20 protein-coding genes are annotated in these 21,399 nt (G+C 59.6%); 6 read left to right on the forward strand and 14 right to left on the reverse strand.

Annotated features, from left to right (window positions below; genetic code table 11):
• Positions 1-226 precede the first annotated feature (226 nt).
• From pgi to dksA, 11 genes are all read right to left on the reverse strand, one after another.
• Complete coding sequence (gene pgi, locus BMY54_RS17340) at positions 227-1,891, reverse strand: glucose-6-phosphate isomerase (RefSeq protein ID WP_093434901.1); 1,665 nt, start codon at positions 1,889-1,891, stop codon at positions 227-229.
• Positions 1,892-2,120: 229 nt separating this feature from the next.
• Entirely contained in the window at positions 2,121-2,501 is a 381-nt protein-coding gene (gene panD / locus BMY54_RS17345; RefSeq protein WP_003205654.1) for an aspartate 1-decarboxylase, read from the reverse strand.
• A 211-nt stretch (positions 2,502-2,712) separates the two neighbouring features.
• A complete protein-coding gene (gene panC, locus BMY54_RS17350; protein ID WP_093434903.1) occupies positions 2,713-3,573 on the reverse strand; it encodes a pantoate--beta-alanine ligase in 861 nt (286 codons plus the stop codon).
• Positions 3,570-4,370, reverse strand: a complete 801-nt coding sequence (gene panB, locus BMY54_RS17355; protein ID WP_093434905.1) for a 3-methyl-2-oxobutanoate hydroxymethyltransferase — start codon at positions 4,368-4,370, stop codon at positions 3,570-3,572. Before panB ends, panC begins: the two co-directional genes overlap by 4 nt.
• 401 nt (positions 4,371-4,771) lie before the next feature.
• Positions 4,772-5,257, reverse strand: coding sequence for a 2-amino-4-hydroxy-6-hydroxymethyldihydropteridine diphosphokinase (folK, locus tag BMY54_RS17360; protein ID WP_093434907.1), 486 nt, complete (start codon positions 5,255-5,257; stop codon positions 4,772-4,774).
• Between the two features lie 4 nt (positions 5,258-5,261).
• Positions 5,262-6,662, reverse strand: coding sequence for a polynucleotide adenylyltransferase PcnB (locus BMY54_RS17365; protein WP_064118692.1), 1,401 nt, complete (start codon positions 6,660-6,662; stop codon positions 5,262-5,264).
• A 734-nt stretch (positions 6,663-7,396) separates the two neighbouring features.
• A complete protein-coding gene (locus tag BMY54_RS17375) occupies positions 7,397-8,833 on the reverse strand; it encodes a sigma-54-dependent transcriptional regulator (RefSeq protein ID WP_093434911.1) in 1,437 nt (478 codons plus the stop codon).
• A 22-nt stretch (positions 8,834-8,855) separates the two neighbouring features.
• The gene (locus tag BMY54_RS17380) at positions 8,856-11,810 is read right to left on the reverse strand and encodes a sensor histidine kinase (RefSeq protein WP_175559618.1); all 2,955 of its coding nucleotides are present in this window, start codon (positions 11,808-11,810) and stop codon (positions 8,856-8,858) included.
• Positions 11,794-11,970, reverse strand: a complete 177-nt coding sequence (locus tag BMY54_RS17385; RefSeq protein ID WP_003176118.1) for a hypothetical protein — start codon at positions 11,968-11,970, stop codon at positions 11,794-11,796. Before BMY54_RS17385 ends, BMY54_RS17380 begins: the two co-directional genes overlap by 17 nt.
• A 77-nt stretch (positions 11,971-12,047) precedes the next feature.
• Positions 12,048-12,944: a tRNA glutamyl-Q(34) synthetase GluQRS gene (gene gluQRS, locus BMY54_RS17390; protein WP_093434915.1), complete on the reverse strand. Its 897-nt coding sequence runs from the start codon at positions 12,942-12,944 to the stop codon at positions 12,048-12,050.
• A 192-nt stretch (positions 12,945-13,136) separates the two neighbouring features.
• Entirely contained in the window at positions 13,137-13,580 is a 444-nt protein-coding gene (dksA, locus tag BMY54_RS17395) for an RNA polymerase-binding protein DksA (RefSeq protein WP_007909922.1), read from the reverse strand.
• Positions 13,581-13,914: 334 nt separating this feature from the next.
• Here dksA and BMY54_RS17400 point away from each other — a divergent pair, with 334 nt between their 5' ends.
• Complete coding sequence (locus tag BMY54_RS17400; RefSeq protein WP_093434917.1) at positions 13,915-15,087, forward strand: pyridoxal phosphate-dependent aminotransferase; 1,173 nt, start codon at positions 13,915-13,917, stop codon at positions 15,085-15,087.
• Complete coding sequence (gene sfsA, locus BMY54_RS17405) at positions 15,087-15,800, forward strand: DNA/RNA nuclease SfsA (protein WP_093434919.1); 714 nt, start codon at positions 15,087-15,089, stop codon at positions 15,798-15,800. Before BMY54_RS17400 ends, sfsA begins: the two co-directional genes overlap by 1 nt.
• Here sfsA and BMY54_RS17410 read toward each other — a convergent pair.
• Positions 15,797-16,114 carry a Rieske (2Fe-2S) protein gene (locus BMY54_RS17410; RefSeq protein WP_093434921.1) on the reverse strand — a complete coding sequence of 106 codons (318 nt, stop codon included), beginning with the start codon at positions 16,112-16,114 and terminating at the stop codon, positions 15,797-15,799. The two genes, sfsA and BMY54_RS17410, sit on opposite strands and share 4 nt — an antisense overlap.
• Before the next feature lie 166 nt (positions 16,115-16,280).
• On the opposite strand from BMY54_RS17410, the gene BMY54_RS17415 reads away from it, so the two are divergent.
• From BMY54_RS17415 to BMY54_RS17430, 4 genes are read left to right on the forward strand one after another with little or no spacing between them, the layout of a single operon-like run.
• The gene (locus tag BMY54_RS17415) at positions 16,281-17,153 is read left to right on the forward strand and encodes a heme/hemin ABC transporter substrate-binding protein (protein WP_093434925.1); all 873 of its coding nucleotides are present in this window, start codon (positions 16,281-16,283) and stop codon (positions 17,151-17,153) included.
• A complete protein-coding gene (locus BMY54_RS17420) occupies positions 17,150-18,187 on the forward strand; it encodes a FecCD family ABC transporter permease (protein WP_093434927.1) in 1,038 nt (345 codons plus the stop codon). Before BMY54_RS17415 ends, BMY54_RS17420 begins: the two co-directional genes overlap by 4 nt.
• Complete coding sequence (locus BMY54_RS17425; protein WP_093434930.1) at positions 18,187-18,954, forward strand: heme ABC transporter ATP-binding protein; 768 nt, start codon at positions 18,187-18,189, stop codon at positions 18,952-18,954. The genes BMY54_RS17420 and BMY54_RS17425 overlap by 1 nt, the downstream gene beginning before the upstream one ends.
• Positions 18,955-18,975: 21 nt before the next feature.
• Positions 18,976-19,827: a ChaN family lipoprotein gene (locus BMY54_RS17430; protein ID WP_093434932.1), complete on the forward strand. Its 852-nt coding sequence runs from the start codon at positions 18,976-18,978 to the stop codon at positions 19,825-19,827.
• 227 nt (positions 19,828-20,054) lie between these two features.
• Here BMY54_RS17430 and BMY54_RS17435 read toward each other — a convergent pair whose 3' ends face one another.
• The gene (locus tag BMY54_RS17435) at positions 20,055-20,855 is read right to left on the reverse strand and encodes a Crp/Fnr family transcriptional regulator (protein ID WP_093434934.1); all 801 of its coding nucleotides are present in this window, start codon (positions 20,853-20,855) and stop codon (positions 20,055-20,057) included.
• A gap of 16 nt (positions 20,856-20,871) precedes the next feature.
• Complete coding sequence (locus BMY54_RS17440; protein WP_003228231.1) at positions 20,872-21,144, reverse strand: TfoX/Sxy family protein; 273 nt, start codon at positions 21,142-21,144, stop codon at positions 20,872-20,874.
• Positions 21,145-21,399 lie beyond the last annotated feature (255 nt).

Consider the following 21,399-nt stretch of genomic DNA (forward strand, 5'->3'; position numbering starts at 1 on the left):
CGCCGAGCGGGCGAAGGGTTCAAGCCGGATCAGGAATCTGATGGCTGAAGCTGATTCTGAATGCCCCCAAAACAACTGTAGGAGTGAGCCTGCTCGCGATAGCGGTGTGTCATTCAACATCAATGCTGACTGATTCACCGCTATCGCGAGCAGGCTCACTCCTACAAGGGATTTCTGTGCCCACAGGATTTGGGTTGAGCCAAACCTTGTGGGCCGAACCATCACATCAACCGCGGTGACGACCGCGGAAGTAATTGATCAAGCCCTGAGTGGAAGGGTCATCAGCAGTGCTTTCATCGCTGCCGACCAGACGGTTGTAAACGCCTTTGCCCAGTTCCTTGCCCAGTTCCACGCCCCATTGGTCGAAGGCGTTGATGCCCCAGACCACGCTTTGCACGAACACTTTGTGTTCATACATCGCCACCAGTGCGCCGAGACGACGCGGGCTGATGCGCTCGACCACGAGGGTGTTGCTCGGACGGTTGCCCGGGATCACCTTGTGCGGCGCGAGCTTGTGCACTTCATCTTCGCTCATGCCCTTGTCGCGCAGTTCCTGCTCGGCTTCCGGCAAGGTCTTGCCGAGCATCAGCGCCTGGCTCTGCGACAGGCAGTTGGCGTACAGCCACTGATGGTGGTCGGAGACCGGGTTGAAGCTGACGATCGGCACGATGAAATCGGCCGGAATCAACTGCGAACCTTGATGCAGCAACTGGTGGTAGGCGTGCTGACCGTTGCAGCCGACGCCGCCCCAGATCACCGGACCGGTATCGGTCGACACCGGCGTGCCGTCCTGACGCACGCTCTTGCCGTTGGATTCCATGTCCAGCTGTTGCAAGTGCTTGGTGATGTTACGCAAATAGTGGTCGTACGGCAGGATCGCGTGGCTTTGCGCGCCCCAGAAGTTGCCGTACCACACACCGAGCAGGGCCAGCAGCACCGGCATGTTCTGTTCGAACGGCGCGGTCTGGAAATGCTGGTCCATGGTGTAGGCGCCGGACAGCAGTTCCTTGAAGTTGGACATGCCGATGGCCAGGGCGATCGGCAAACCGATGGCCGACCACAGCGAATAACGACCGCCGACCCAGTCCCACATCGGGAAGATGTTTTCTTCGCGGATACCGAACGCAACGGCCGCTGCGTTGTTGCTCGATACGGCGATGAAGTGACGATACAGCTCGGCCTCCGAACCGCCCTGCGCCAGGTACCAGGCGCGCGCAGCCTGCGCGTTCTTCAGGGTTTCGAGGGTGTTGAAGGATTTCGACGAAACGATGAACAGCGTGGTCTCGGCGCGCAGTTTCTGCGTCAGCTCGTGGAACTCACTGCCGTCGATGTTCGCCAGATAGTGGCAACGCACGCCTTTCTGTGCGTACGACAGCAGCGCTTCGGAAACCAGCTCAGGGCCGAGGAACGAGCCACCGATGCCGATGTTGACCACGTCGGTGATCGGCTTCTCGGTGTAACCACGCCACAGACCGTCGTGGATGCGGCCGACCAGATCGGTAATCTGGTTCAGGACCTTGTGGACTTCCGGCATCACGTTGACGCCGTTGACCGACAGCTTGTCGCCTACCGGGCGGCGCAGGGCGGTGTGCAGCGCCGGGCGGCCTTCGGACGTGTTGACGATTTCGCCTTCAAACAGCGCTTTGATGGCGCCTTTGAGATCGACTTCATTGGCCAGACCGACCAGCAGGTTGCGGGTCTGGGCGTTGATCAAATTCTTCGAATAATCGAGAAACAGTCCGCAGCTGCTGAGGGTGAACTGGTTGAAGCGCTGCGGATCGGCGTTGAAGGCTTCGCGCATGCTGAAATCCTGCATGGCTTGGCGGTGATCTTTCAACGCTTGCCAGGCGGGCAGAGCGGTAACGTCTTGAGGAGTGAGGTAATACGCCATCGCTGCGGTTTTCCTTTTTACTTGAACGGCCTTTTGAACACTGAACAGACCCGGCACGCCATGTTTGGGCATGGGATCAACTGCGTCGACACGATTTCTGGACACAGGGCGAATACAGTAAACCTCGCGCTGCGTTCTGTCTTGACTTTGTCTGACCAGATCCCTGTACTTTTTTAACATCGAGACCGGGATTTGGCCGACAAACGGAGGGGGCGGGGCAAAATCGGGATCAGGCGAGCTGAACCGGGATGGCGTTGCTGGTGTGGCTCAGCTCGTTGCCTGGCGCCATGTAGAGCATGCGTGGCTTGAAATTGACCAGTTCCGCTTCGCTGTAATGGGCGTAGGCACAAATGATCACACGGTCGCCAACCTTGGCCTTGTGCGCTGCGGCGCCGTTGACGGAGATCATCCGCGAGCCTTCTTCGCCACGAATCGCGTAGGTGGTGAAACGCTCGCCGTTGTCGACGTTATAAATCTGGATCTGCTCGTATTCACGAATGCCGGACAAGTCCAGCCACTCGCCATCGATAGCGCACGAACCTTCGTAATCGAGCACCGCATGAGTGACTTCGGCGCGGTGCAGTTTGGCCTTGAGCATGATCGCGTGCATGAGGGATTTTCCCGGGTTGGAATCGAACGGCGGGCAGTGTGCCCGAAGGCTTTAGGGGCGGCAATAAGGCTTGAAACGCAATTTTCATAACACCGAAAACCACTGTAGGAGTGAGCCTGCTCGCGATAGCGGTGTGTCATTCAACACTAATGCTGACTGACACACCGCTATCGCGAGCAGGCTCACTCCTACAGGGGGTATTGCGGTGTTTTTAAGCGGGGGTGTCGAGATTCAGGTGCAGGTTGTCGATCAACCGAGTAGTGCCAAGAAACGCCGCCACCAGAATCACCAGATCGCGATCCTCCGGCGTCGCCGGACGCAAGGTCAGTGCATGGCGGATTTCCAGGTAATCCGGACGCAGGCCCGCCGCTTCCAGCTGCTGTACCTGGGCACTGATCATTGCCGGGAAGTCGCGTTGGCCTTGCTTGATCGACTCGGCAATGTTGCTCAGTGAGCGATAGACCACCGGAGCCACCGCGCGCTGTTCCTCGTTGAGGAAGCCATTGCGCGATGACAGCGCCAGGCCATCGGCTGCACGTACGGTCGGTTCGCCGATGATCTGGATCGGCATGTTCAAGTCGTGCACCAGCGCGCGAATCACCGCCAGTTGCTGGTAATCCTTCTGGCCGAAAATCGCCAGGTCCGGCTGGACCATGTTGAACAGTTTGCTGACGACGGTCGCCACACCCTCGAAATGCCCCGGACGGCTGGCGCCGCACAGGCCTTCGGACAACTGCGGCACGCTGACCCGAGTCTGTCCGGCCATGCCGTCGGGGTACATCTCTTCGACAGTCGGCGCGAAGAGCAGGGAGCAACCGGCTTCGAGCAGCTTCTCCTGATCCGCTGCCAACGTGCGCGGGTATTTATCGAGGTCTTCGCCGGCACCGAACTGCAGCGGGTTGACGAAAATACTCGCGACCACGAAGTCCACACGTTGGGTGGCTTTGGTGATCAGTGCAACGTGACCGCTGTGCAGGTTGCCCATGGTCGGCACAAAGCCGATGCGCTTGCCTTCGCTGCGGGCGCGGGCTACGGCGGCGCGCAGTTCGCGTACGGTTTTAACGGTGTTCATGCAGAGAATCCGTGTTCGATGCCAGGGAACGTGGTGGCTTTGACTTCGTTGACGTAAGCCTTTAGCGCGGACTGGATGCTGTCCTGGCCGTGCATGAAGTTTTTGACAAATTTCGGCACGCGGCCGGTGATCGACAGACCGAGCATGTCGTGCAGTACCAGGACCTGGCCGTCGGTGGCGTTACCGGCGCCGATGCCGATGACTGGAATCTTCACCGCCTGGCTGATTTCGGCAGCCAGTTCGCTCGGTACGCATTCGAGCAGCAGCATGGCGGCGCCGGCCTGTTCCAGCGAGATCGCATCGGCACGCATCTGCCGCGCCTGGTTCTCGTTGCGGCCCTGCACTTTATAGCCACCAAGAATGTTCACCGCTTGCGGGGTCAGGCCCATGTGCGCGCAAACCGGCACACCGCGCTCGGCGAGCAGACGGATCGACTCGGCCAGCCACAGTTGACCTTCGACCTTGACCATGTGCGCACCGGCCTGCATCAGCATGGCGCTGTTAGTCATGGTTTGTTCAAGGGTGGCGTTGGCCATGAACGGCAAGTCAGCCAGGATCAGGGCATCGGTATTGCCACGTTTGACGCAAGCGGTGTGGTAGGCCATTTCTGCGGTGGTCACCGGCAAAGTGCTGTCGTGACCTTGCAGGACCATGCCGAGGGAGTCGCCCACCAGCAGCACTTCGACACCAGCCTCGTTGCAGGCGTGGGCGAAGGTCGCGTCATAGCAGGTCAGCATGGTGATCTTTTCACCTTTCTGCTTGAGGCTCTGGAGCGTGGTCAGGGTGATGGCTGGCATGTAAAAAATCCTCGTTCAGGCGCTCTGGAAACTACTGCGAGTAACGCGCGTGATTCTTCATCTACTCAGGCGCACGCTCTTTTGTCGTGCTTATAAGGCCTGGATTGCGCCCGTATGTGCCGGGTTGGCGGCAGCGGGACGCCTATAGTCGTGATGAGCCAACAGGAAGTCAATTGCGTGTGTTACCGCATTGTTACGAGGGGAGTGTTACCGGCGTTACTGATGCGATTCAGCGCTGCGGCGGGCCTGATTCGCGGGGTTTTTGTCGGACAATAAATCTGGATGTGGCGCAATCCCTGTAGGAGTGAGCCTGCTCGCGATAGCGTTCTGTCAGCCAAAGATTTATTGGTTGATCCACCGCTATCGCGAGCAGGCTCACTCCTACAAAGGGCGGATTTGTGTCAGGCGTGGGGGAGGCGTTCCAGGCCGACGAACGGGCAGGCTGCCAGCAGCTCGGACAAGGTGCGGCCATCGGCCAGACGCATATCTTGCGGCGCCAGTTCGGCGAGGGGATAGAGCACGAACGCACGTTCCTGAATCTGATAATGCGGGACTTTCAGGCGCGGTTCGTCGATCAAGCGATCACCGAACAGCAGAATATCCAGGTCCAACGTGCGCGGGCCCCAGCGCTCCAGACGCTCGCGGCCCTGATCATTCTCGATCGCCTGTAAGGCATCGAGCAGATCCAGCGGCGCAAGATCGCTGTCAAGCGCAGCGACCGCGTTGGTGTACCGCGGTTGGCCTGGCAGCAACGAGTCGCTTTGATAGAAGGCGGAAACGCCCGCGAGTGTGGTCTGCGGCAGTTGCCCCAGCGCCTCGACGGCGCTGCGCAACTGTTCGGCCGGGTCAGCGAGGTTACTGCCCATGCCGATGTAGATGCGTTCCATGCCTTTATTCGCCTGTAGCGCTCGGGGCGCCGGCGCGTTTGCGCTTGGAACCGCTGCTGCGGCGACGTTTGCGCGGAGCACCGCTGGCGTCATCGCCCTTGCCGCTGAGGTCGCGGATCATATCGCGACGTTCGCTGTCGTTGGCGTCCTGATAGTCAGTCCACCATTCACCGAGGCCATCAGTCTCCTCGCCGGCGCTTTCACGCAGCAACAGGAAGTCGTAACCGGCGCGGAAACGCGGATTGTCCAGCAACAGGTCGGCACGTTTGCCGCTGCGGCGTGGCAGGCGCTCCTGCATGTCCCAGATCTCGCGGATCGGCATAGTGAAGCGTTTCGGAATCGCAATGCGCTGGCATTGTTCGGCGATCAGCTCGTGCGCGCCTTCCTGCATCGCTGGAATCGGCGGCATGCCACGTTCCTGCAAGCGCAACACGCGAGCCGGCAAAGCAGGCCACAACAGTGCGGCAAACAGGAACGCCGGGGTCACCGGTTTGTTCTGCTTGATGCGCAAGTCGGTGTTGGTCAGCGCTTCGCTGATCAGTGTGTGGGTGTACTCCGGGTTATGTTCCAGCGCATCGGCACTGGCCGGGAACAGCGGGGCGAACAGTTGCAGGTCGACCAGCATTTCGAAGGTGATTGCGCCGTGTCCCGAAAGGAACAGCTTGAGTACTTCTTCGAACAGGCGTGCCGACGGAATCTCGCGCAGCATCGGCGCCAGTTCGCGGATCGGCTGAACCGTGTGCTTCTCGATGCCGAAATTGAGCTTGGCGGCAAAACGCACGGCGCGCAGCATGCGCACCGGGTCTTCCTGGTAGCGCTGCTTCGGATCACCGATCAGACGGATCAGGTGATTGCGGATGTCGTGTACGCCGTTGGCGTAATCGAGGATGCGCTCACTGACCGGATCGTAATACAGGGCGTTGATGGTGAAGTCGCGGCGTTGCGCGTCTTCTTCCAGGGTGCCGTAAACGTTGTCGCGCAGAATCCGCCCGCTCTCGTTACGCGAAGACTGGTTGCTGTCTTCGTCGTCTTCGTTGACCGGGTGATTGGCGCGGAAGGTCGCGACTTCGATGATTTCGCGACCGAAATGGATGTGCACCAGTTTGAAGCGACGGCCAATGATCCGCGCATTGCGGAATTCGGCACGGACTTGCTCGGGGGTGGCGCTGGTGGCGACGTCGAAATCCTTGGGCGTGATGCCCAGCAGCATGTCACGCACGCAACCGCCGACCAGATAAGCCTGGTAACCGGCACCTTGCAGGCGTTCGACGATATTCACCGCATAGCGGCTGAATTGCGTTTTCTGCAGCGAATGTTGGCCGCTGTTGAGCACTTCAGGGGTGCTGCGGATGTGTTGCGTACGACGCACGGGAGTTCGGAATGACTGGAACAGCTTCTTCAGCATGGGATGCACTGTTTGAAGGAATGTTCGGCCATACCAAAGAATGACCGCATGATGGGCGCAGATTCTAGCATTTAGTCGGGGGATGGTGTAGGACACGGCAGATTTGAGCTGTAAGCCCCAAGCTGCAAGGGGCGAGCAAGGGAAATTCGAAGGATTTTGCCGGAAGGGAGAAACTACAAGGGGAGCCGAAGCTCCCCAAGAAGTAGTTGCGTGCTCTTTTTATTATTGATTCGGGCTTCTTGTTTTTGTTGAGTGCCCTCGCCACGAAGTGTTTCCTTCGTGACCCTCCCAATCGGGAGCCAAGAGCAAACGGATTGCTTTGGTCGCTGAATTGCAGTGATCTCTCGATCCAACCAGTACAGGCTCTGTCTTAGGACAGTTTTTGTTGTTCTCGGCCTGGTCGTGGGGCAAGCCCCAAATACAACGCCTCTCCAAAAGAATCAGTTAGCTGCGCCTCTCGCCGTCTTGTTTTTATTGTGCGTGAGTCGATTCGTCTTATTTTTATTGTCTTGTGCATTGCTTGTTATTGTTCTTGTACCAAACATATAGCAGGGGCCGTGCCAACTTTTGCGAAACCCAATAAAACAAGGGGTTAGGTCGATATAACCGTTTTGTCGGGGCGAAAAAAAGCCGGGGTTTCGTTACCGATAACCCCGGCTTCTGTTACGTGAATCGACTGAGGTAACAGTTTTTTCACATCTTCAAGCGTTACCCGCACACTCGACAGGTAACGTTCAGCTCTCGCTGGCGACCCCGGTCTTGCGCCGTGGGATGCCTAGACGCTGACGGCGCTCCCACAGACATTTACGGCTGACGCCCAGTTTGCGCGCCAGTTCGGTCTCGGTCATGTGGTCCTGATGCTCGAGAACGAAGTGCTGGAAGTAGTCTTCCAGCGACAGGTCTTCGGTCGGCTCGTGGCTGCTGTTGCTGGCGTTACCCGGCGTTTGTGGCGGCAGACCGATGAACTCGTCGTCTTCCAGATCGCTCAGCTCGATGTCGATGCCCAGCAGGTCGGCGGAGATTTCCGCGCTTTCGCTCAGAATCACCGCGCGCTCGACTGCGTTTTCCAGTTCACGCACGTTACCCGGCCAGGAATAATGACGAATCGCCTGTTCGGCATCCGCGGCAAATTTCAGGTCGGTACGGTTGATGCGCGCACTTTGGCGAGCGAGGAAAGCCGTGGCGATCTCGTTGACGTCGGCGCCGCGCTCGCGCAGGGCCGGCAGTTTTAACGCGATCACGTGCAGACGGTAATAAAGGTCTTCACGGAACTGGCCGATTTTCGCCAGGCTCTTCAGGTCCCGGTGAGTGGCCGCGATCAGGCGTACATCGACCTTCTGCGACTGCACCGAGCCAACACGGCGAATTTCGCCTTCCTGCAACACACGCAGCAGGCGAGCCTGAGCTTCCAGCGGCAGTTCGCCGATTTCGTCGAGGAACAAGGTGCCGCCGTCCGCCGCTTCGACCAGACCGGCACGCCCGGCGCTGGCGCCGGTGAATGCGCCTTTCTCGTGGCCGAACAGTTCGGACTCGATCAGGCTTTCCGGAATGGCTGCGCAGTTCACCGAGATCATCGGCGCCTTGGCGCGTTTCGACAGGTTGTGCAGTGCGCGGGCCACCAGTTCTTTACCGGTGCCAGACTCGCCCTGGATCAATACATTGGAATCGGTCGGCGCGACTTTACGGATCTTGCTGTACAAGTCCTGCATCGGTGGGCAGGAGCCGATGATGCCAATCTCGCCATTGCTGTTGTCGACGGCAGATTTGCCGCTGCCATTGGCCGGTTTACTGGCAACTGCTTCGCCAGCAGCCGGTGCCGATTGGCGATCACGCAGGATCCGCGCGACAGCCTGAAGCATTTCATCGTGGTCGAAAGGCTTGGCGATGTAGTCCACCGCGCCCATCTTCATCGAGTCGACCGCCGAGCGCAGACTGGCGTAACTGGTCATGATCAGCACCGGCGTGCCTTGGCCGAGCTTGATCAGCTCAGTGCCCGGCGCGCCCGGCAAACGCAGATCGCTGACGATCAGATCGAACGTAGGAATGGTGAAGCGTTCTTGTGCTTCCTGCACTGAACCGGCTTCGCTGACCTGGTACTGGTTGCGTTCCAGCAGGCGGCGCAAGGCGGAGCGGATAATTGTTTCGTCTTCGACGATCAAAATGTGCGGCATTGATTCGATACTCTCGACGGTCTCAGTTCACAGCGGACGTCGCTTCGACATGACGCGGTAAGGTCACCCGGATACGGGTGCCGCGTTGGCTCTGTACATCAGCCGGGCTGTCGATGGTGATTTGTCCATAATGCTCTTCAACGATGGAATAGACCAGTGCAAGGCCCAGACCGGTGCCTTCGCCAGGATCCTTGGTGGTGAAGAAGGGTTCGAACAATCTATCCATGATGTTCTTCGGAATACCGCTGCCTTCGTCTTCGACGATCAGATCGACCGTGTGTTCGCCGGCTTCGCTCTTGACCCGTACCGCACTGTGCGGCGGTGAGGCGTCGCGGGCGTTGGAGAGCAGATTGATCAGTACCTGGGCAAGTCGCTGCGGATCGCCCTCGACCCAATGATCAGGATCGCAGAGGTTGTAGAACTGCACCTCGAAATTGCGTCGGTTCAGGGCCAGCAGGCCGATTGCATCTTGAGCGACCTCTGCCAGACAAACGGGCTCGTCACTGTGCTGATGGCTGCCAGCATGGGCGAAACTCATCAACGACTGGACGATGCGCGACACACGTTTGGTCTGTTCGAGAATCTGCCCGCTGATTTCCGTCAGTTCGCCGTCGTCTTCACGCTCTTCGCGCAGGTTTTGCGCAAGACAAGCAATGCCGGTGATCGGGTTGCCGATTTCGTGAGCCACACCCGCCGCGAGACGACCAATGCTGGCCAGACGCTCGGAGTGCACCAGTTTGTCTTCGAGCATCTGCGTTTCGGTCAAATCTTCGACCAGTAGCACCAGGCCGCTGTTACCCGGTGCCAACGGTTCGTCGATTGCCGCTTTGTGCAGGTTCAACCAGCGTGTTTGGCCATCGAGGGCCAGGTGCTGTTTGTGCAAATGCTCGTCGGGCAGGTTGATGAAACCCTGGAGTAACTCTTTCCACGGCTCGCCGATGGTACTCAGGCGCGAACCGACCACGCGTTGGGCGGCGATTCCGGTGAGCTCTTCCATGGCCTTGTTCCACATCAGGATCTCTTGATCCTTGGCCAGCGAGCAGACGCCCATCGGCAGTTCCTGCAAGGTTTGGCGGTGGTAACGGCGCAGGGCGTCGAGTTCGGCGGCCAGACCTGTGAGGCGCGAGTGGTAATCCTCGAGGCGGCTTTCGATGAAGTGGATGTCTTCGGTCACATAGTTTTCGCCACCCGCCTTGTAGGGCAGGAAGGTTTCCACCATGTCCTGCGCCACGCTCGGGCCCATCAGACCGGAAAGGTTGGCCTCGATACGGTCACGCAAACGGCGCAGTGCATAAGGACGGCGTTCGTCAAATGGTAGATAGAGGTCACGCAACGCTTGCTCGACTTCTTTCTGCGCAGCCTTGGCGCCCAGCGGTTTGGCCAGTTGTGTGGCGAATTCCTGTGGCGAGGCCGCATGCAGTTCACGGCGCTGCGGACGACGGACGTTGTCTACCGCACAGGCTTCGGCGGCGCTGGCTTCTTCCGGGCTGGCGTTGGTGAACAGCGAGATCAGCGTGAACATCAAGACGTTTGCAGCCAGCGAGGCGATTGCAGCCATGTGCCAACTGGTGTCGTCGAGCACGTAAATCATGTTCAGCAGCGGGATGTAGAAACCCTGCAGATTGCCGACCAGCGGCAGCAGCATGGTCACTACCCAGACCAGAATGCCCGCCAGCAGACCGGCGATAAAGCCGCGACGGTTGGCGGTCGGCCAGTACAACACCGACAATACCCCGGGCAGGAATTGCAGGGTCGCGACAAACGCGACGATGCCGAGGTTGGCCAGATCCTGCTCGGCGCCAAGCATCAGGTAGAAGCCGAAACCGGCCATGATGATCGCGACGATCAGCGCGCGGCGGGTCCACTTCAGCCAGCGGTAGATGTTGCCTTCGGCCGGCGGCTGGTAGAGCGGCAAAACCAAGTGGTTCAGCGCCATGCCCGACAGCGCCAGCGTGGTGACGATGATCAGCCCGCTGGCCGCCGATAAACCGCCGACATAGGCGAGCAACGCCAGCGGTTTGCTGTTGGCGGCGATGCCGATGCCGAGGGTGAAGTATTCCGGGTTGGTTGTGGCGCCGAGTTTGAGGCCGGCCCAGAGAATCAGCGGCACCGCCAGGCTCATCAGCAGCAGGAACAGCGGCAGGCCCCAGCTCGCACTGACCAGCGAGCGCGGGTTGAGGTTTTCGGTAAAAGTCATGTGATACATGTGCGGCATCACGATCGCCGAGGCAAAGAACACCAGCAGCAGCGTACGCCAGGGGCCTTCCTGCAACGGCGTGTGCAGCGCGGCGAGGGCAGTCTGGTTTTGCAGCAGCCAAATCTCAAGCTGTTGCGGGCCGTCGAACACGCCGTACAGCGCATACAGGCCGACGCCGCCGAGAGCGATCAGTTTGATCACCGACTCGAAGGCAATCGCAAACACCAGTCCTTCGTGCTTCTCACGGGTGGCGATATGCCGGGAACCGAAGAAAATCGTGAACAGGATGATCAGCGCACAGAACGCCAGCGCGACGCGACTCTGGATCGGCTCGCCGGTCAGAATGCCGATGGAGTCGGCCACCGCCTGAATCTGCAACGCCAGCAGCGGCAGCACACCGATCAACATGAAAATAGTGGTCAGCGCGCCGGCCCAGGTGCTGCGAAAGCGAAACGCGAACAGATCCGCCAGCGACGACAGTTGATAGGTGCGGGTGATTTTCAGGATCGGATAGAGCAACACCGGCGCCAGCAGAAATGCGCCGGACACGCCGAGGTAACTGGACAGAAAGCCGTAGCCGTACTGATAGGCGAGGCCGACCGTGCCGTAGAACGCCCACGCACTGGCGTAAACCCCCAGCGACAAGGTGTAGGTCAGCGGGTGGCGAATGATCGCCCGCGGGATCATGCCCCGTTCGCTGATCCAGGCGACGCCGAACAGCACCGCCAGGTACGCGGCGCTGATCAGGATCATCTGGGTCAGGCTAAAGCTCATCGGCATCTTTTTGGCTCTGCAGGATGAAGGTCACGACAATCAGGATCAGCCAGAGCAGATAGGGGCGATACCAGGCGCCCGTAGCGTCGATCCACCAATCCATGATGGCGGGGGAAAACAGGTAGATCCCCACGACTAAAAGCAGGACCAAGCGATAGATGTACATCCCGGCCTCTCTTTTTTATGCGCGTGCCCGAAAACGTGCGGCGATGGTAACGGATGGGCGCACGACTGCAAGTGTCGTCATAGCAGTTGCGCTTCGGGCAGGGTCAGTGTGCGCGGGATCTTCGTGGCATCCCAGTGTGCGCTGCCCCACTTGAGTAATTCTTGCGGTGAGGCGTGGGCCAGTTCAGCGCCAGGGTTTTGCCCCAGAGCACGCAGGGCGCGCAGCAACAATGGTGTGGCTTGATCGGCTTGCAGCGGCGGCGAGCGATAGGACTTGCCGAGTTTGTTGCCGTCCGGTTGGGTAATCAGCGGCAGGTGCAGATAGCGCGGCTGGCGCAACCCCAGCAACTCTTGCAGATAGAGTTGGCGCGGCGTCGAGTCGAGCAGGTCGGCACCACGCACGATGTCGGTGATACCTTGCCAGGCATCATCCAGCACCACCGCCAGTTGATAGGCGTAGAGACCGTCACGGCGGCGGATCACGAAATCGCCGACGTCGCGACCCAGATGCTGGCGGTATTCGCCTTGCACGCGGTCGATAAAGTGGTATTCCAGTTCGGGTACGCGCAGGCGGATAGCGGCGTCTTGCTGATCGTGGCCAGCATTGCGGCACAGGCCCGGATAAATCCCGTTATACGCTTCGAGCTGTTTGCGCGAGCACGTGCAGGCGTAAGCGAGGCCGTGATTGAACAGGCTATTGAGCACGTCCGCGTAGGCGTCGTGGCGATCGCTCTGGCGCACCATGTCGCCGTCCCATTCGAAGCCGTAGCTTTCCAGCGCCTTGAGAATCGCCGCTTGTGCGCCGGGTTCTTCGCGGGGCGGGTCGAGATCTTCCATGCGCACCAGCCAGCGACCGCCGACCGAGCGAGCGTCGAGGTAAGAGGCGAGGGCGGCAACCAGCGAACCGAAGTGCAAGTGGCCACTGGGGGTTGGGGCGAAGCGGCCGATGTAGGCGGGGGATGTTTTGGCAGTCATGGAGACGAAGCTACTTTTCAGGCTATACGCAGGTCAACCTGTGGGAGTGAGCCTGCTCGCGATAGCGGTGTGACATTCAACACCGATATCGACCGACCCACCGCTATCGCGAGCAGGCTCACTCCTACAAAAGGCAAAAGGCAGAAACAAAAACGGAGCGTTCGCACGCTCCGTTTTTCGTTCAGGTCGAGATTACTTGCCGACCTGCTTTTCCTTGATCTCAGCCAGGTTCTTGCAGTCGACGCACATGTCGGCGGTAGGACGGGCTTCAAGGCGCTTGACGCCGATCTCGATACCGCACGAATCGCACCAGCCGTATTCGCCGTCTTCGATCAGTTGCAGTGTCTTGTCGATCTTCTTGATCAGCTTGCGCTCGCGATCACGGGCACGCAGTTCAAGGGCGAACTCTTCTTCCTGACTGGCACGGTCGGCCGGGTCGGGAAAGTTGGCCGCTTCGTCCTTCATGTGATCAACAGTTCGGTCGACTTCCTGCATCAAGTCCAGTTTCCACTTGGTCAGGATCTTGGTGAAGTGCGCGCGCATGGGTTTGCCCATGTACTCTTCGTCTTTGGCCTGAACGTAAGGTTCGAAGCCACTGATCGCCGTTTGCTGCTGTTGCTTTGCTTGGGTGGGCATGAAATGGACCGCCTCTACTCTTGTAATCCATTGCGCAGGATTGCTCCATCACCGACACCTGCCGGCCCTGCGGCTGCAAGCGGGCGAACTTACCAGATCAATTCGGCCTGCGCTACTCCCGGATGTCGAGGCCCCGGCGGGTGGCGCTTGCAAATGTTTGGCAAGCCGTGTCTGGTGGTGCTGAAGACCTGTTCAATCACTGATTTTAGTCAATCCTGGAGCGTACGCTCATATCGTTACAGTCCAGCGTTCTTGAGGCTGTGACCGCTGCGGGTTCTCGCTCGTTCCGGCAGATGGGTAGAATCGTCTCTTTTTCCCTGCCGAAGGAAAACCAATGGCTCAGCCCTACAGTGCGCGCAGTCGTGCGATCGAACCGTTCCATGTGATGGCGCTGCTGGCGCGGGCCAATGAATTACAGGCTGAAGGCCACGACGTGATCCACCTGGAAATCGGCGAGCCGGACTTTACTACTGCCGAGCCGATCATCCGTGCCGGGCAGGCCGCTTTAACGGCGGGCAAGACCCGTTACACCGCTGCGCGCGGCATTCCTGAATTGCGCGAGGCGATTTCCGGTTTTTACCAATTGCGCTATGGCCTGAACATCGATCCGCGGCGGATTCTGATCACGCCGGGCGGTTCCGGTGCGCTGTTGCTGGCCAGTGCATTACTGGTCGATCCGGGGAAACACTGGCTGCTGGCGGACCCGGGCTACCCGTGCAACCGGCACTTCCTGCGACTGGTCGAAGGCGCAGCGCAGCTGGTGCCAGTTGGCCCGGACGTGCGCTATCAACTGACTCCGGATCTGGTCGAGCGTCATTGGGATCACGACAGCGTCGGTGCATTGGTCGCTTCGCCGGCCAACCCGACCGGGACGATCCTGACCCGCGATGAGCTGGCCGGGTTATCCACAGCCATCAAGGCGAAACACGGGCATCTGGTGGTGGACGAGATCTATCACGGTCTGACTTACGGCACCGATGCGGCGAGCGTGCTGGAAGTCGATGACAGCGCTTTTGTGTTGAACAGTTTCTCCAAATATTTCGGCATGACCGGCTGGCGTCTCGGCTGGCTGGTGGCGCCGGATGCTGCCGTCAGCGAGCTGGAAAAACTGGCGCAGAACCTCTACATCAGCGCGCCGAGCATGGCCCAATATGCGGCGTTGGCCTGTTTCGAACCGGACACCATCGCCATTCTGGAAGAGCGCCGAACCGAATTTGGTCGCCGCCGTGATTTCCTCCTGCCAGCGTTGCGCGAGTTGGGTTTCAACATCGCCGTGGAGCCGGAAGGCGCTTTCTATCTTTATGCCGATATCAGCCAGTTCGGCGGCGATGCCTTCGCGTTCTGCCGACATTTTCTCGAAACCGAACATGTAGCGTTCACCCCGGGTCTGGATTTCGGTCGCTATCAGGCCAGCCACCATGTGCGTTTTGCCTACACGCAAAACCTCCCTCGCTTACAGGAAGCGGTGGAGCGTATTGCCCGTGGTTTGAAGAGCTGGCAAGGCTGATGCGCTTTTATCCTGCTCTGGAAGAGGCGCGACTGATCCGTCGTTACAAGCGTTTTCTCGCCGATATCGAAACCGTTGACGGCGAGTTGCTGACCATTCACTGCCCGAACACTGGTTCGATGCTCAACTGTCAGGTCGAAGGCGGGCAGGTCTGGTTCAGCCGCTCAAATGACCCGAAACGTAAATTACCGGGCACTTGGGAAATTGGTGAAACCCCGCAGGGTCGGTTGTTTTGCGTGAATACCGCACGGGCCAACGGTTTGGTCGAGGAGGCGTTGCAGGCCGGCGTCATCAGCGAGTTGAACGGCTTTACCGCATTGAAACGTGAAGTCGCGTACGGGCAGGAAAAGAGCCGAATCGACTTCCGCCTCGAATACCCGAGCGGCCCGGCTTATGTTGAAGTGAAAAGCGTCACCCTCGGTTTCGACGGCACCGCCGTGGCGGCGTTTCCCGATGCGGTGACCCAGCGCGGCGCCAAGCATTTGCGTGAATTGGCACATCTGGCGCGGGACGGGATTCGGGCGGTGCAGTTGTATTGCGTCAATCTGACCGGGATTGACGCGGTGCGGCCGGCGAAGGAAATCGATTCGGCCTACGCCGATGCCCTTCTCGAAGCGGTGGCTTGTGGCGTTGAGGTGCTGGCGTATGGCGTGCGGCTGGACCATGAAGAGATGGTCATCGACCGGCGTCTCGACGTGCTGCTTAACGGTTAAACATCGATCCACAGCCCTTGCGCATCTTCCCGGCAAGAAATGGCGGTGAGTGCTTGCCCGGCGCAAGGCCCGGCGACGCATTCACCGTCCTCGATCAGAAACAGTGCGCCGTGGGTGGCGCACTGGATCAGGCTGTTGCTCGGGTCGAGAAACCGGTCGGGTTGCCATTCCAGGCCCACGCCCCGGTGCGGGCAGCGATTGAGGTAGACATAGGCCTGACCATTGCGACGCACGGCAAACAGCTTTTTTCCGTCGATCTCGAATCCACGACTTTTCGCTTCCGCCAGATCGGCGCCTGCGCAGAGAAGCTTCATGACTATCCTCTAGTGTCCGCTCGTGTCTGGATATGTCCGAGCTTGACGTTTAAATGCAAACAATTATCAAATGGCGGCCTTCACCCGCAGGCGTCTGGCAGATGTCGAGGATACTTGGCCTGCCATCCGGATGCCCGGGAAAAAACCTTATTCAAGGAAGCTGTGTATGCGCCTGAGTACCCGCGTTGCCGTGCTGTGTGTCGGACTTTTGGTCAGCCACCAGGCTGCAGCGGCCGATTTGCCGCAACGTTGGGTCAGCGCCGGCGGTGCGCTGTCGGAGTGGGTAACGGCATTGGGCGGCGAGTCGAAACTGGTTGGCGTCGATACCACCAGCCAGCATCCGGAGTCGTTGAAGGCGCTGCCAAGTATTGGTTATCAGCGCAGCCTTTCCGCTGAAGGCATTCTCAGCCTGCGTCCGGACATTCTCATCGGCACTGAAGAAATGGGCCCGCCATCGGTACTGTCGCAGGTAAAAGCGGCCAAGGTTCAGGTGGCGTTGTTTTCGGCTCAGCCAGATCTGCCAACGCTGGAGAAAAACGTTACTCATTTGGGCCAATTGCTCGGCGCACAGGCTCAGGCCGCGCAACTGCTGCAAAGTTATCAACAGCAACTCGATGCGCAGAAGGCTCGGGTTACCGAAGTGCAGACCAAACAAAAAGCGCCGGGTGTGCTGCTGTTGCTTGGACATGCCGGTGGCAAGCCATTGATTGCGGGCAAGGACACCACCGCCGACTGGTTGCTGCAACAGGCGGGCGGACATAACCTGGCGACGCACACGGGTTACAAGCCGTTTTCCGTGGAATCCCTTGCCAGTCTCGATCCTGAAGTGCTGGTGTTCGCCGACCGTGCGTTGACCGGTGAGGCGGCGAAAGCGGCGCTGTTCAAGGAAAACCCTATTCTCAATTCAAGTCGCGCCGCGAAGACCGGGCGTGTGCTGGAGCTGGATCCGACCCTGCTGGTCGGTGGGCTCGGGCCGCGTTTGCCAGCGGCGCTGAAAACCCTGACTGACGGTTTCTACCCGGCCAAGAGCGGCCAATGACCACACTGGTAAAACCCCGTGGCTTGTTCATTGGCCTGACGCTCCTGTGTTTATTGGCGATCTGGCTATCGTTGGCACTCGGGCCCGTCAGTCTGCCGCTGTTCGACACGTTGCGTGCCGCGTTACGCATGCTTGGTGTGCCGTTGGCACCGGACGGACTGGAGCAGGCTGAACTGATCCTTGGGCAGATTCGTCTGCCGCGAACGCTGCTGGGACTTGCAGTGGGCGGTGTGCTGGCGTTGTCTGGCGTGGCGATGCAGGGCTTGTTTCGTAACCCGCTGGCCGATCCGGGACTGGTCGGTGTTTCCAGCGGAGCGGCATTGGGCGCAGCGATCGCGATTGTCGGCGGTGCTTTTTTTGGCGGCCTGCCGGAATGGATCGGGCCGTATCTGCTGTCGGTCTGCGCGTTTCTCGGCGGCCTCGGCGTGACGGCGCTGGTGTATCGACTGGGTCGCCGTAATGGCCAGACCAACGTCGCTACCATGTTGCTGGCGGGCATCGCACTGACGGCGCTGGCCGGTTCGGCGGTGGGGCTGTTCACTTATCTGGCGGATGACGCGACCTTGCGTACGCTGACGTTCTGGAACCTCGGCAGTCTCAACGGCGCCAGTTACGCGCGGTTGTGGCCATTGCTGATCATCAGCGCCGGCGTGGCGTTGTGGTTGCCGCGTCGCGCCAAAGCGCTGAATGCCTTGCTGCTCGGGGAATCCGAGGCTGGTCATTTGGGCATTGATGTCGAGCGGCTCAAGCGTGAATTGGTGTTTTGCACGGCGCTCGGGGTTGGCGCAGCAGTGGCGGCCGCCGGGATGATCGGTTTTGTCGGGCTGGTGGTGCCGCATCTGGTGCGCTTGCTGGCGGGGCCAGATCACAAAGTGTTGCTGCCGGCCTCCGTGCTGGCGGGGGCGAGCCTGTTGCTGTTGGCTGATCTGGTCGCGCGGCTGGCGCTGGCACCGGCAGAGTTGCCGATCGGCATCGTCACCGCGTTTATCGGTGCGCCGTTCTTCCTCTATTTGCTACTGCGAGGGCGTGCCTGATGTTGGGTGCGCAGAATCTGCACATCCTTCGGGCTCGCAAGGCTGTGCTCAGCGATGTCTCGTTGCAGCTCGAACCGGGTCAAGTGCTCGGTGTGCTTGGGCCGAACGGTGCTGGCAAAAGTACGTTACTCGGTGCCTTGTGCGGTGAGCTGGCAGCGAGCGCGGGCGGAGTTTCGCTCGATGGGCAAGCGTTGAGTCACTGGACAGGCCCGCAGCGCGCGCAACGACTGGCGGTGTTGCCTCAGGTGTCGACCCTGGATTTTGCTTTTCGCGTTGAGGAAGTGGTCGGCATGGGCCGCTTGCCTTGGCAAAGCGGGCGGGTGCGGGATGCCGAAATCATCGCACAGGCATTGACGGCAGCGGATGCCGGGCACTTGAGCGGTCGCAGTTATCTGGCGTTGTCCGGGGGGGAGCGTCAGCGTGTGCATCTGGCGCGGGTGCTCGCGCAGCTTTGGCCGGGGCAGGCCGGACAGACGCTGCTGCTGGATGAACCAACGTCAATGCTCGATCCGCTGCATCAACACACGACACTGCAGGCCGTACGCGAGTTTGCCGATCGTGGCGCGGCGGTGTTGGTGATCCTGCATGATCTGAATCTGGCGGCGCGTTATTGTGATCGCATTCTGCTGCTGGAAGGTGGGTGTCCGGTGGCGCTGGATACACCGCAGCAGGTTTTGCGACCGGACACGCTCCAGGCTGTATTCGGTCTCGAAGTGTTGGTGCAGCCGCACCCGGAGCGCGGGCATCCGCTGATCATCGCCCGCTGACAGGATCCTTGAGGTGATGGCATGCGTGGGTTGTGGTTGTTGGCGGTGATGTTACTTGCGGGGTGTCAGCATGTTGCGGCGCCACCGCCGATCAATGGCGAGATTCGCGACCTGCGCAACGGTCAGGTGCTGACGGCACAGCAGTTGCTGACGGGTCTTGCCGAGCCTGAGCGGCTGATCATTGGTGAGCAGCATGACAACGCCGATCATCACGCCGCGCAATTGTGGCTGTTGCGCTCGCTCGGTGAACAGCGGTCGCAGGGCAGTCTGCTATTGGAAATGCTCACGCCGGATCAGCAGCCTCGCGTTGATCAAGTGCGTCAGGCGAAAACGCCGCCCGCTGAACTGCCGGGTGCATTGGCCTGGGAGGACGGCTGGGACTGGAATTTCTATGGGCCGATTGTCCGCTTCGCGCTGACTCAGCCGTATCCACTGCTGGCGGCGAATCTGGATAGCGCTGAAATCCGCGCCTTCTATCGTGATCCGCCGGTGTTAAAGGGGACGCGCAGCAATACGGAATCCGTGAAAGCCGTTTTGCTGGAGCAGATCAGCGATTCCCACTGTGGCCTGCTGCCCGAATCACAGATGCCGGCGATGCTCGCCGTTCAGCAACAACGTGATCGGCGTATGGCCGAGCGTCTGCTGGCGGCTCCTTCATCTTCAGTCCTGCTGGCCGGTGCGTGGCATGCGCGCAAGGACGTCGGCGTGCCGTTGCATGTTGTGGATCTGGGCGCCGCCCAGGCACCCACCGTGTTGATGCTGGCAGAGCAGGGCGCCGAAGTGACCGCCGCGATGGCCGACTACGTTTGGTACACGCCGGCCACGCCAAAACAGGATTACTGCGAGCAGATGCGTAAACAGTTCGGCAAATGACTTTTCCACAGGCAAAAAAAGACCCGGTAAAAACCGGGTCAAATAACCGTGATTAGCCTGATGAGGAGATAATCTGAGAGTCCGAACCAAGGGCTTTTCAGAATATCGACTGATCTCGCGACCAGTTGTGATAATCATAGCGATTCTCATTACCGAGTCAACAACTGTTTTTCCGTTTCTTTGAAATCGTCTGGAAAATGGTCGGTACGCCCCGCAAACAAAGACTTTTAGCGTTGACCTTCAGTCGGTGTCATTTGCGTGATCTGCCGATTCAACTGGCCGATCCGCCGTGCCATGCTCTCGATCAGGCTGTGGGCGATCTTTGGATTGGTGCGGGTCATGCTCAAAAAATGATCACCGGGAATCAGCATCACCGTGCTCGGTTCTCGTGCGATCACCGTGGCATTGCGTGGCTCGCCGGTAAACACGGCCATGGCACCGAAAATCTCGTCTTTGGCCACATCTCCCACCTTATGCCCGTCGACAAACGCTTCGGCATGCCCGTCGATGATCACGAACACGTGATCAGCCGCGTCCCCCTGGCTGATGAGGATTTCACCCGCCTCGACCCGTTTGAAGCCATTGGTGCTGCGAAACTCGCGCGGTTTCAGTTCCGCGACGGCATGGGCGAGGATCGCCATCTGCCCCAGCAGATACTCTAGAAACTGGTCTGTCCGATGAGCGTCGGCATACACATGCTGGAAAACCTCACGGCGCCAATAGGGCGTCAAGCGCAACGCCCCGTCACTGCACAAACGGCAATCAGCCCAGTCCTCACCTTGCTGAAGGCCGATCAAATCGCCGTCCTGCCAATAAAACAGCGGACGGGCGCCGATACAGCCGTTGATCATCCCTTCATTCAGCATGAATAGCTGATCGGCGGGTAACTGCGTCAGCAAATCATCCGCCGCCTCCAGTTCCAGCATTGGACCGCAAGGCGCCAAATCGCGCAGCCACAGTGCGGGCAAGGTCTGTAAACGATTGATCAAGGCATCGGCGCAGGCCGATTGTTCCCCCAGTAAATACATGACGGTCAATGCCCGTTCAGTTCTTGTGGCGCGAGGAAATGGCTTCGAGTTGCTTGTTGAGGGCGTCCTTGCGTTCGGCGGGGATGTCGTTCCAGTGCACATCCATCAGCGCGCCTTCGATCGCATACAACAACACCTTCGATGCGCGAAACCCGCGGGTACGCACGGCCCGGTAGGCGTCCACCGCGCCCAGGCGACGCAAGTCCGAGGCGCTGTGGATGCCCACGGCATGCAGCCATTGCGCCGACGTCTTGCCAAGATTCTTCAGGTGTTGCAGTTCATCATTCATCAAGCCTCCTTGCGACGGCCGAATGGTGCGTGGGCGAGCTTCTCAGGAGTGTAGCCATCAGTAGGAAAAGCGTGATTGTTTGGTCGGATTCAACGCAAACGCTTCTAAGAAAGGGCCCTGTATAAGGTTGCGAAAAGCTCGGCGGACGCAGGGAGGCGGGGAGAAATGCTGATAAATGTGGGAGCGAGCTTGCTCGCGAAAGCGGTATGACTCTCACGATAGGGGCACTGACACTACGCCTTCGCGAGCAAGCTC

It is taken from the genome of Pseudomonas sp. ok266 (assembly GCF_900110195.1).
GTDB lineage: Bacteria > Pseudomonadota > Gammaproteobacteria > Pseudomonadales > Pseudomonadaceae > Aquipseudomonas > Aquipseudomonas neuropathica.

Excerpts from the sequence above, each read along its gene's own strand:
- panC (WP_093434903.1), bottom strand. The coding sequence starts at position 3,573 with ATGAACACCGTTAAAACCGTACGCGAACTGCGCGCCGCCGTAGCCCGC.
- dksA (WP_007909922.1), bottom strand. The coding sequence starts at position 13,580 with ATGCCCACCCAAGCAAAGCAACAGCAGCAAACGGCGATCAGTGGCTTC.
- BMY54_RS17410 (WP_093434921.1), bottom strand. The coding sequence starts at position 16,114 with ATGAAGCTTCTCTGCGCAGGCGCCGATCTGGCGGAAGCGAAAAGTCGT.
- BMY54_RS17415 (WP_093434925.1), top strand. The coding sequence starts at position 16,281 with ATGCGCCTGAGTACCCGCGTTGCCGTGCTGTGTGTCGGACTTTTGGTC.
- panD (WP_003205654.1), bottom strand. The coding sequence starts at position 2,501 with ATGCACGCGATCATGCTCAAGGCCAAACTGCACCGCGCCGAAGTCACT.
- BMY54_RS17425 (WP_093434930.1), top strand. The coding sequence starts at position 18,187 with ATGTTGGGTGCGCAGAATCTGCACATCCTTCGGGCTCGCAAGGCTGTG.
- pgi (WP_093434901.1), bottom strand. The coding sequence starts at position 1,891 with ATGGCGTATTACCTCACTCCTCAAGACGTTACCGCTCTGCCCGCCTGG.
- gluQRS (WP_093434915.1), bottom strand. The coding sequence starts at position 12,944 with ATGACTGCCAAAACATCCCCCGCCTACATCGGCCGCTTCGCCCCAACC.
- BMY54_RS17385 (WP_003176118.1), bottom strand. The coding sequence starts at position 11,970 with ATGTACATCTATCGCTTGGTCCTGCTTTTAGTCGTGGGGATCTACCTG.
- sfsA (WP_093434919.1), top strand. The coding sequence starts at position 15,087 with ATGCGCTTTTATCCTGCTCTGGAAGAGGCGCGACTGATCCGTCGTTAC.
- BMY54_RS17365 (WP_064118692.1), bottom strand. The coding sequence starts at position 6,662 with ATGCTGAAGAAGCTGTTCCAGTCATTCCGAACTCCCGTGCGTCGTACG.
- panB (WP_093434905.1), bottom strand. The coding sequence starts at position 4,370 with ATGCCAGCCATCACCCTGACCACGCTCCAGAGCCTCAAGCAGAAAGGT.
- folK (WP_093434907.1), bottom strand. The coding sequence starts at position 5,257 with ATGGAACGCATCTACATCGGCATGGGCAGTAACCTCGCTGACCCGGCC.
- BMY54_RS17380 (WP_175559618.1), bottom strand. The coding sequence starts at position 11,810 with ATGCCGATGAGCTTTAGCCTGACCCAGATGATCCTGATCAGCGCCGCG.
- BMY54_RS17440 (WP_003228231.1), bottom strand. The coding sequence starts at position 21,144 with ATGAATGATGAACTGCAACACCTGAAGAATCTTGGCAAGACGTCGGCG.
- BMY54_RS17430 (WP_093434932.1), top strand. The coding sequence starts at position 18,976 with ATGCGTGGGTTGTGGTTGTTGGCGGTGATGTTACTTGCGGGGTGTCAG.
- BMY54_RS17420 (WP_093434927.1), top strand. The coding sequence starts at position 17,150 with ATGACCACACTGGTAAAACCCCGTGGCTTGTTCATTGGCCTGACGCTC.
- BMY54_RS17375 (WP_093434911.1), bottom strand. The coding sequence starts at position 8,833 with ATGCCGCACATTTTGATCGTCGAAGACGAAACAATTATCCGCTCCGCC.
- BMY54_RS17400 (WP_093434917.1), top strand. The coding sequence starts at position 13,915 with ATGGCTCAGCCCTACAGTGCGCGCAGTCGTGCGATCGAACCGTTCCAT.
- BMY54_RS17435 (WP_093434934.1), bottom strand. The coding sequence starts at position 20,855 with ATGTATTTACTGGGGGAACAATCGGCCTGCGCCGATGCCTTGATCAAT.